This window comes from Candidatus Magnetaquicoccus inordinatus, from assembly GCF_004217665.1.
In the GTDB taxonomy this organism is placed as follows: domain Bacteria; phylum Pseudomonadota; class Magnetococcia; order Magnetococcales; family Magnetaquicoccaceae; genus Magnetaquicoccus; species Magnetaquicoccus inordinatus.
The window spans coordinates 1-1,407 of sequence record NZ_RXIU01000442.1 but is presented as its reverse complement, the minus strand read 5'-3'; the positions used below and the strand labels follow the sequence as shown (position 1 = coordinate 1,407).

Annotated in this window: 1 protein-coding gene; it reads left to right on the top strand. The window is 49.0% G+C overall.

Going from position 1 to position 1,407, the window contains the following annotated elements; genetic code table 11:
* On the top strand, positions 1-1,175 hold a 1,175-nt coding region (locus tag EJP87_RS16385; protein ID WP_193771477.1), incomplete at its 5' end, for an NADH-quinone oxidoreductase subunit N.
* Between the last annotated feature and the right edge of the window lie 232 nt (positions 1,176-1,407).

Here is a 1,407-nt window from a genome sequence, read left to right as displayed (position 1 = left end):
CGCTGCTCATGGCCAAAGAGTATCTCAGCCGGCATGATCTGGATAGCGGTGAATATTATGTGTTGTCGATAACCTCCTTGATTGGAGCCATGGCTATGGTTTCAGCAGGGAGTTTTCTGGTTCTCTATTTGGGACTGGAGTTGATGTCCCTTTCTATCTATGTGTTGGCTGCCTACCGACGCGATCATTTGCCTTCCAGTGAGGCAGGGCTCAAATATTTTATTCTGGGTTCGCTTGCTTCAGGAATTTTGCTCTATGGTATCAGTCTGGTCTATGGTGCCACTGGAACCACCCATTTTTCAGCGGTTGCACAGGTAATCAAGGGTGCTGAACATGTAAGCCCAGTCTTGCTGCTGGGAGCCGCTTTGGTGATCATTGGTATCAGCTTTAAGGTGGCTGCCGCTCCGTTTCACATGTGGGCACCAGATGTCTATGAAGGTGCACCAACCACGGTGACTGCCTTCATTGCTGTCATGCCCAAGGTGGCAGCTTTCACCATCTTTTTCCGAGTTTTGGGAGAAGCATTCAGCTCTTTGCAGATGCACTGGGCGCCGATGATTCAATTGTTGGCGGTACTTTCTCTGGCTGTTGGTTCTTTGGGTGCAATTGCGCAAACCAACATCAAACGTTTGTTGGCCTACTCTTCGATCGGCCATGTGGGATTTTTGCTGATTGGTCTGACAACGGGCAATCATCTGGGTCAGCAAAGTGTCGTCTTCTATTTGGTTACCTACCTCTTTATGTCTTTTGGGGTATTTTGTGTGCTTCTGGTGCTCAATCGTCAGGGTATTGGTGATCAAATCAGTGATTATGCAGGTTTGGCCAAGAAGAGACCTCTGCTTGCCTTTACCATGTCAATGTTCATGTTTTCCATGGCAGGTATTCCTCCGTTGGCAGGCTTTATTGCCAAGCTGTATGTTTTGATGGCTGCGGTCAAAGCTGGCTTGTTGACCTTGGCGGTCATCAGTGTCATCTTTGCGGCCATTGGTGCCTTTTATTATCTGCGCATCGTCAAGATCATCTATTTTGAACCGGCAGAACAAAACTTCACTTTGGAGTTTTCCTTCGCCCATCAATTTATTCTGACCGTCACCGCGCTGGTGGTTTTGGTCCTGGGTGTTTTTCCTGGCAAACTGCTTGATTGGAGTCTGGCAAGCGTGCAGGCCTTGTTGTGATTAGGGTGGGGGAGTGCTATAGGTTTGGTAACTTATTCACCGCCCAAAGCTATTGCGGGTCCAGGGAGGGCACCTCCCTGGCCGTGTCCAGGGATGGAATCCCTGGGATTTTGCTTTTTAATCTTTTGCCTTTTGTAACTATTCACCGCCCAAAGCTATTGCGGGTCCAGGGAGGGCACCTCCCTGGCCGGGTCCAGGGATGGAATCCCTGGGATTTTGCTTTTAATCTTTT